Raw genomic sequence first — 8034 nt, forward strand, 5'->3', positions numbered from 1 at the left:
CTTGAACCCACTGCTCTTGCAGCCAATCCTACTCGCCCTTCACCTAAAATTTTAAGTGCAGAAATATATCCCATTCCAACTTCGCCGATTACATTTTCTTCAGGTATGATACAATCTTCAAAAATGACCTGTGAGGTATATGATCCTCTTAATCCCATTTTTTTGTCCTTTTTGCCGACAGTCAAACCAGGAAAGTCTCTTTCCACTAAAAAAGCGGTAATCCCTCCCTTTGCTCCTTTATCTTTATCCGTTAAAGCGAATACGGTATAAACATCAGCTATCGGCCCATTCGTGATGAAATGTTTCGTCCCGTTCATCACCCAGTAATCACCCTTCTTTTCTGCATTCGTTGCCAAATTGGTTGCATCCGATCCCGCTCCGGGTTCAGATAAAGCAAAGGCGCCAATTTTCGTGCCTGCTGCCATTTCAGGCAAGTATTTATTTTTCAAATGCTCGGATGCCAGCTTAACCAGACCTGTACTGCCAATCCCGGTGTGAGCGCTTATTAATGAAACGAAACCATTATGGGTCCTTCCTAACTGCTCTAAAACGGTAGCCTTTCCCACCGCATTTAAGCCAATTCCACCGTATTGTTCGGGAATGCTTATCCCGAATAAGCCAAGGTCTTTCGCTTTTTCCACCAAATGCTCTGGGATGGCATCTTCTTCTTCAATTTGTATGGCGAAGGGCTCCACTTCCCTTTCAACAAAATTACGGATCATTTCCTTCATTTGCTGCATTTCCTTGGTTAAAGTGATGGTCATGAGTTTATTCCTCCTTAGTTCTGTTCATGTATAGTAGCCATCGACAAGTAGGGCATTTAGGTCTGAATGCTGTGCTAAATTCATTGTTTTTTTGTAAACACACATATAAAATCAGCCTTCACGTTCAATTATCGTAGCAATTCCCTGTCCGCCTCCAATGCAAGCTGTAATAAGGGCGAACCTTCCGGCAGAACGCTTCAATTCATGAACCGCTTTCGTAATGAGGATGGCACCCGTCGCACCAAGTGGGTGTCCATGTGCAATGGCTCCCCCGTTCACATTCACTTTTGCTAGATTCATATCAAGCTCCCGATTACAAGCAATGACTTGAGCGGCGAATGCTTCATTAAACTCAATGATGTCCATTTCATTTAAGGAAAGTCCTGATTTCTCCATTACCTTTCTTATAGMGGGAACAGGTCCTATTCCCATATAATTTGGATCTACCCCTGCAACTGCCTGTGCCCTGATCGTCGCTAAAGGCTTAATCCCCAATTCCACCGCTTTTTCCCTCGACATGATGACCAATGCTGATGCGGCATCATTCAATCCCGAACTATTGCCTGCAGTCACGGACCCGCCTTCCAGAAATGCAGGCGATAATTTGGCTAGCCCTTCTTTCGTTATTTGCGGTCGAGGATGTTCATCCAATTTAAATTCGATATCGTCACCTTTTCTGACGGGAATGTGAATAGGCACAATCTGTTCATTGAACCGGCCCTCTTCCACGGCTCTGGCCATATTTTTTTGGCTTTGTAGAGCAAAGGCATCTTGTTCTTCCCTGCTGACCTCATATTTTCCCGCTAAGTTTTCAGCCGTGATTCCCATCGGGGGATCACCAATCTCTTTAGGGGACAACCTGGACTTTCTGAACTGCGGCGGCTTTGCACTGTATGGTTTTTCCGGTCGGTCCATCAAGTATGGCGCCCTGCTCATGCTCTCGACCCCACCGGCGATATAGACATCGCCTTCGCCAGCCCTGATCGCTTGTGCAGCCAAGTTGACAGCATTTATTCCCGAGCCGCATTGACGGTCGACAGTCAGACCCGGAAGATGAATCGAGAGGCCCGTTTCCAGTGCAGTTAACCTGGCAATGTTTCCACCCCCGCTTAACACATTCCCCATGATTACATCATCTACCATACGAGGTTCTAGATTCGCTCGTTTCAAGGCTTCTTTCATCACTTCTGCTCCAAATACGTGGGCAGGAACAGATGCAAGTGCACCTCCCTGTTTTCCAATTGCTGTTCGAACTGCAGAAACTATGACGGCTTCTCTATTCATGTCCAATCCGCTCCTTTTCCTTTTATTCACGCCATTATTTGAAGGCATTCCTTCTCTTCACTAGTTTCATTGAATGTAAGCAGGTTCGACTCTGCTTATGAGGACTTAAGGTCAAAGTTATCCGAACTTTTATTTTTAAGTTTCCCGGCCGGTTTAACGAATATCGCAAACAGGATGCCAAAAGCCAGGACAAGGATGGCCATGAACAATATCGATAGGTTATAACCCAATAGTTGATTTCCTCCAGCTAGACTTATGATATAGCCAGTTAATAGAGGTGCAACAATTCCCGCTAGATTTCCTGATGATGTTAAGATGCTTGTCATCAATCCCCCCCGCTCCTGCATTTCATTGATCATGATCGTTGGTCCAATTGGTAAAATGGCGTATGTAAGACCCTTTGCTAAACACATGGCGACTATCACCCAGATTGGATTTTGAAATATCATGATTGAGGAAAAGAACAATGCACCAAGAATCATGGCGCCCGCAACGACGAATACCCTTGATGATCGCCAATTCTGATTCTTCTTGAATAAATGATCGGACGCCATCGAAACACCCATATAAATACATACGGAAACGACTCCGATTATCGCAACGCTGGTTCCCATTTGACTTGGAGTCATTTTTACGGCTTCCACTAAATAAATCGGGAGCCAAACGGAAAACCAAACTACTAAAATATACGTTGAAAAATAAGCGAGCGTAGTAAACAAAGCAGTTGGCGAGGCCAGTAGCAGCAAAAAGTCTTTCACTTTTATTTTTTCCAGTTTTTGTTTCTTTTTCTTTTGGACGTTTTCGTATACTTCAACTGGATTTTCCTTTGTTAAAAATTGAAAGAGGAAGAACCAAACAAGGCTTGCTGCACCAAGGGCGGCAAAGGCAACCTTCCAGCCGAATATCGTAATTAAGGATACGAGGATCGGTGCCACGATCATCGCGCCAACGGTCCCTCCGCCAACAACAACCGAATTGGCAAAACCTTTCAGTTTCGGCGGAAACCACTTATCGGCATGACTGTAAGCAATTGGGCTATAAGGCMCTTCGAATGCGCCAAGTAAAATCCTGTATAGAATTAATAATGGAAGAGCGGTAATGGCTAAAACGCCGAATTGCAAAACGGTCCATGTCAGCATGATGAACCCCAGCACTTTTTTAGCCCCCAGCCGATCAGCCCATGCTGCCCCAAAAATCCCTGTTACTGGGTAAAGCCAATAATAACTGCTTCCAACAAAGCCCCACTCTGCATAGGTAAGATTGAATTCCTTCATGATGGGAACAGCTGCGAGGCCCACGATCGATTTATCTGCAAAATTGATGACGGCTCCAAAGAATAATAGAATGAGAACAACCCAACGCATATGAATCCCTCCTCTTCTTTATTTTTGTTTACAAACTGGCATACCATCCAACGTAAGGTTCAACTTAGATGGTTGAAATCACACTCCCCCACTTTCAACCCTTTTCTAATTCCTCCTTAACTAACAATCTTTTTAATAGTTTACCCACTGTATTACGCGGAAGTTCTTTTCTTAATTCAAATACTTTTGGTACTTTATAAGGGGTCATTTGGGAATAGCAATATCCTTCTATTTCTTCAAGATCCACGGAAGCGCTTTCTTTAGGTACGATGAATGCTTTCACTATTTCTCCTTTTTCTTTATGTGGGATGCCGACCACAGCTGCTTCTTTAATGGCCGGATGTTCATACAGAACCCCTTCTACCTCCTGCGGGTAAATATTGAATCCGCCGACGATGATCATTTCTTTTTTCCTGCCGACAATATAGAAATATCCTTCGTCATCCATCACAGCAAGATCGCCAGTATATAGCCAATCATTCTGTAAGGCCTTTTKGGTTTCGGCTTCGTTATTCCAATAACCCTTCATGATTTGCGGGCCTTTTATGAGCAACTCCCCGACGCATGTGTTAGGCACTTCATTATTTTCATCGTCAATGATCATACAGTCCGTGCCTGGAAAAGGGATGCCAATGCTTCCTATTTTCCTTTTTCCGAAAGGCGGATTACGATGAGTGGAAGGTGAAGCCTCAGACAAACCGAAACCCTCTCCGATTTTGGCACCGGTCAGCCCCTCAAATCGCTTTATTACTTCAACCGGCAGGGGCGCCGATCCACAAGAACAACTTTTTAAACAATCCAGTCCATAGTTTTCAATTCCTGGATGATTGACGAAAGCGTTATACATCTTTGGAACTCCCGGAAAGAAAGTCGGACGGTACTTTTTTATTTTTGCAAGTACATCTTCAAGTTCGAATTTAGGAAATAAGAGGATGGCAGCTCCAATATAGATACCTAGATTCATTGCACTCGTCATGGCATAAACATGGTAAAGAGGCGTAGCTGCCAAAACGATTTCTTCGCCAGGTTTCAGGGAATCACCATACATTTCAAAGCTCTGCACAACATTTGAGGTTAAATTATGGTGAGTAAGCATGACACCCTTCATCTTCCCAGTGGTGCCGCCAGTATATTGGATGACTGCCGTATCTTCATGCGGGATTATCACTACGGGCTTCTTAATCGCATCCCCTGTTTCAATCATCGTTTTAAGGGAATAAAAGCCATTTTGATCATTTTCCGCATCAATGCATACATCAAATTCATATATCGCCTTCGTTTCTTCGATTGTATTTGCGGCCGTTTGGTCAAATACAATATTCTTGGTATCCGAGTCTATTAATATTTGCAATAGTTCCCGCGGTTTATACATGGGATTAATTTGTACAACCAACAGACCCAGTGCCTGGGCAGCATAATAACTGATTATGAAATAAGGGTGGTTGGCCATCATCAGTCCAATCCGTTCACCTTTAACAAAGCCCATTTCTCTCCATTTACCTGCAAGTTTGTCTACCTGCATTTTAAGATTCTTATAATCCATGGACTGGTCTTCATAAATGATGGCTGTATGGTGTGGAAACTTACTTGCTGTTATATCAAGCAGTGAATAGACGGATATTTCCGGTAGCTTCATAGATTTCAATCTTTCAACATACCATTGCTCCCATGGTTTATTTATCGTTTTTCGCACCATTTATCCCTCCGCACATAAACGAATTTCATATCGTGCATGTTTGATTTATAACTATTATTATGCAACTAGCATGCCAAGACCCATTTTAATGTAAAATCGCTTATTATTAACATCAGTCAATTCATTAATGAATTTTATTCGCAAATAATGCCTTTCTATAGGGGATTCATCAAAATGCCCATAATTCATTTTTGAATTTAAACAAACTCAGCTCTTTACTAACGATATTGAAAAGTTGACTTTTACCATATTATAGATTATACCTACTCACAAATCGTGTTATAGACTTTGGGGATTATAAAATTCGAAAAGCCCATCCAGCTGAGGATGGGCTTTTCGAATTTTATTGACCTACGGTTAAATAAAAAATCTATAGCTCCCTTTCCATTCCTGGATTTTTAGATTTTGTGCGTTCGTAGACTGATTTTGCCACCGCTGAATCCAAGAATCATCAAAGCCACACAACTGGTTCAATCGATCGGACCATCCTGTAAAGATCTAGATATCACGTTCTTTAAGAACATTATCCAACATGGCCTGAAGTTGTCGTCCTTCATTTTGATCTTTGCTACTCACTCTTATGTATCCAAATTTACGGACATCCATTTTTTTACTCCTTCATCTACTTTTCTCTCTCTTATTCTATCAAAAGCGTTCGTAAATGTTTTTCTAACTTTTACGAACGGGTGTAACAATGCTATACAGACCATTTCGGAAATTTTTTAGCTTTAAACGGCGCTCAACCATTTTTGTGAAATACAACATTTTCTTTTTTGGATATTATTAAAATAATAAATCTGCTGATTTTGTTAATTTTAGCCCCTTCATCCTATCAGCCTGTCATCCTTTTATCATACCAAGAGGTTTTTGCTCGAATTTCCAAATGAAATTCTTGACAATGTAAGCGCTTTCTTTTATGATAATAATAGGTTGGATGGCATGCGTGGCCGTCATAGTATCTGGCGTAGGTGGGGCCAATACCCGGAACAGTACATAGAAAGAATAGCTTCTTCCGAATAGGAAACAGTGATTCATCAATCATACTTTTCAAATACAAAAAACTCTGTATCGGTCAAATTCAGGGTTTCCCTAGCTTAAAAGCTCCCCTTAAGATCCCTTATGTTTTTATTACAAATATGTATGCTAGTTTAATTGTAGAATGAGGAGGTACTTTATGAAGATCAAAAAAAGTTCCCTTTACGATGAATTACCGTTAGAATTATTGGCAGGATTTTATTATGAAATAAATAAGAACATTGAAAATGGAATCTTGTCTGGTGCTATGCAGCATGAAATTAGATTAATTGAACAAACAGCATTAAAAAGGAGTATCTCAATTGAATACCTACATGACAAGGGTGCTTGTATAATTGATGCCGAGAAACTACTAAGAGAAACTACCCTGCAACCCTAAATTGTAGAATAAGAAGTCCAATGATGTTTTCTAGTCTACCCTAGGTAAAGAATAAATTCCTTCTAATTAACCCTCTTGGCTACCAAAGGGTTGTTTTGGGTGGCATTCACCAAAAGAGATCTTCGTCTTAAAAATTCCTAGTCATTTTAATCTGTACAACTATAAAAGAAATGCTATTTTTAAATCATCAGCATTAAATTCCCCGTGCTATTGGAACTTATGAAGGAAAACTTCTTGTATATCGTTAAGTATTCCCAATCCTACAAATTATCAAAAGTATTTTCAATGGCTGATTCCAATTCTTCTTTTCCTTCTCCTATATAACGTTTGGTCATGTTCAAATCTTTATGCCCCATCAATTTTGAAACGGTTTGAAGGTCTATCCCCTTATCGATTAATGTTTGGCAAAACGTATTCCGCAGCCTATGGGGAGTCGTATTATATTTAGTCAACATATATTGCACGGACCTTGGCGTTATGCGTTGATTCACACTGGATATGAAGATGGCTTCCGTTTCCATATTTAAAAATTCCTTGTATGCCTTGATCTTTTCACTAGCAGTCATGGAGAGTGGAATCTTCCTGTCTATATCACCTTTTGAATCCCGAATGAGGATATATTGCCTTTCTCCCTCTTTTTGAATGTCACTATGGTTCAAATCACAAAGTTCGGACACCCGGATACCCGTATGAATCATTGTGTAGACAATAGCAATATTCCTGAAATGCCCAGAGGCCTCGATTTCTTTTAGGAGAGCAGCTTGCTCAAGCATGTTCAGGGCTTTTGGCGGATCTTCTTTCTTTTCCTTTGCTTTACGATCGATGTTGAGGACGATTTCGGGTTTATCAAGGAACCTGGAAAACATGGTAATGGCTGAATAATGTTTTTCAATCGTTCCTCCACTCTTGTTTGACTGTTCCATATCGTCTAAATAGGTTTGGACGTGGAATTTTTCAATCTCTTCCGCCTCATCTTTAAACCATTGAAGAAACTGGGAGATGACTCCCACATAGGTTTTAATCGTACCATCGGATTTATTTTGACCCATTAACCATTTCGCAAAAGAATGAAGAATTTGTTTATTGTCCAGGATTTCTTCTTTACTGGTCATTCGAGAAGCCCCCTACCAAAATCATGCTATTAATAAGCCTTTCCAACGAATTGTGGAATTTATACAAAAAAACCTTAGGATAATCCTAAGGTTTAGATGCGTAGATAGGATTTGAACCTGTTTATACGGGTTTATGAATCCTAATTGATGTGATAAAAATTGCTTGGCGGCGTCCTACTCTCACAGGGGGAAACCCCCAACTACCATCGGCGCTGAAGAGCTTAACTGCCGTGTTCGGAATGGGAACGGGTGTGACCTCTTCGCTATCGCCACCAAACATAAAAGGAACGTTGTTCCTTCAAAACTAGATAATAAGAAGGTATTTCATTTTTTAAAAAGCGTTGGTTAAGTCCTCGATCTATTAGTATCAGTCAGCTCCACATGTCACCATGCTTCCACC

At 41.0% G+C, this 8034-nt stretch carries 6 protein-coding genes, 1 rRNA gene and 1 pseudogene; 1 reads left to right on the forward strand and 7 read right to left on the reverse strand.

Annotation, left to right across the window (positions count from 1 at the left end; translation table 11 throughout):
• From AC1DVB_RS23630 to AC1DVB_RS23650, 5 genes and pseudogenes are all read right to left on the reverse strand, one after another.
• The coding region (locus AC1DVB_RS23630; RefSeq protein WP_477591222.1) for an acyl-CoA dehydrogenase family protein at positions 1–764 on the reverse strand (764 nt) is incomplete at its 3' end.
• A gap of 111 nt (positions 765–875) precedes the next feature.
• A complete protein-coding gene (locus AC1DVB_RS23635) occupies positions 876–2048 on the reverse strand; it encodes a thiolase family protein (protein ID WP_477591224.1) in 1173 nt (390 codons plus the stop codon).
• Positions 2049–2143: 95 nt separating this feature from the next.
• The gene (locus tag AC1DVB_RS23640) at positions 2144–3412 is read right to left on the reverse strand and encodes an MFS transporter (protein ID WP_477591226.1); all 1269 of its coding nucleotides are present in this window, start codon (positions 3410–3412) and stop codon (positions 2144–2146) included.
• A gap of 94 nt (positions 3413–3506) precedes the next feature.
• Positions 3507–5105 carry a long-chain-fatty-acid--CoA ligase gene (locus AC1DVB_RS23645; protein ID WP_477591228.1) on the reverse strand — a complete coding sequence of 533 codons (1599 nt, stop codon included), beginning with the start codon at positions 5103–5105 and terminating at the stop codon, positions 3507–3509.
• Between the two features lie 504 nt (positions 5106–5609).
• Positions 5610–5714 (reverse strand): annotated as a pseudogene (locus AC1DVB_RS23650) (recombinase family protein); the annotation flags it as partial.
• A gap of 568 nt (positions 5715–6282) precedes the next feature.
• Between AC1DVB_RS23650 and AC1DVB_RS23655 the strand changes: the two are divergent.
• Positions 6283–6522 carry a hypothetical protein gene (locus AC1DVB_RS23655; RefSeq protein ID WP_095679860.1) on the forward strand — a complete coding sequence of 80 codons (240 nt, stop codon included), beginning with the start codon at positions 6283–6285 and terminating at the stop codon, positions 6520–6522.
• A 260-nt stretch (positions 6523–6782) separates the two neighbouring features.
• Here AC1DVB_RS23655 and AC1DVB_RS23660 read toward each other — a convergent pair whose 3' ends face one another.
• Both AC1DVB_RS23660 and rrf read right to left on the reverse strand, forming a co-directional pair.
• Entirely contained in the window at positions 6783–7634 is an 852-nt protein-coding gene (locus tag AC1DVB_RS23660) for a tyrosine-type recombinase/integrase (RefSeq protein WP_057277192.1), read from the reverse strand.
• A gap of 161 nt (positions 7635–7795) precedes the next feature.
• A 5S ribosomal RNA gene (rrf, locus tag AC1DVB_RS23665) occupies positions 7796–7911 on the reverse strand.
• Positions 7912–8034 lie beyond the last annotated feature (123 nt).

The sequence above is a fragment of the Peribacillus sp. P4_D6 genome (assembly GCF_056401795.1).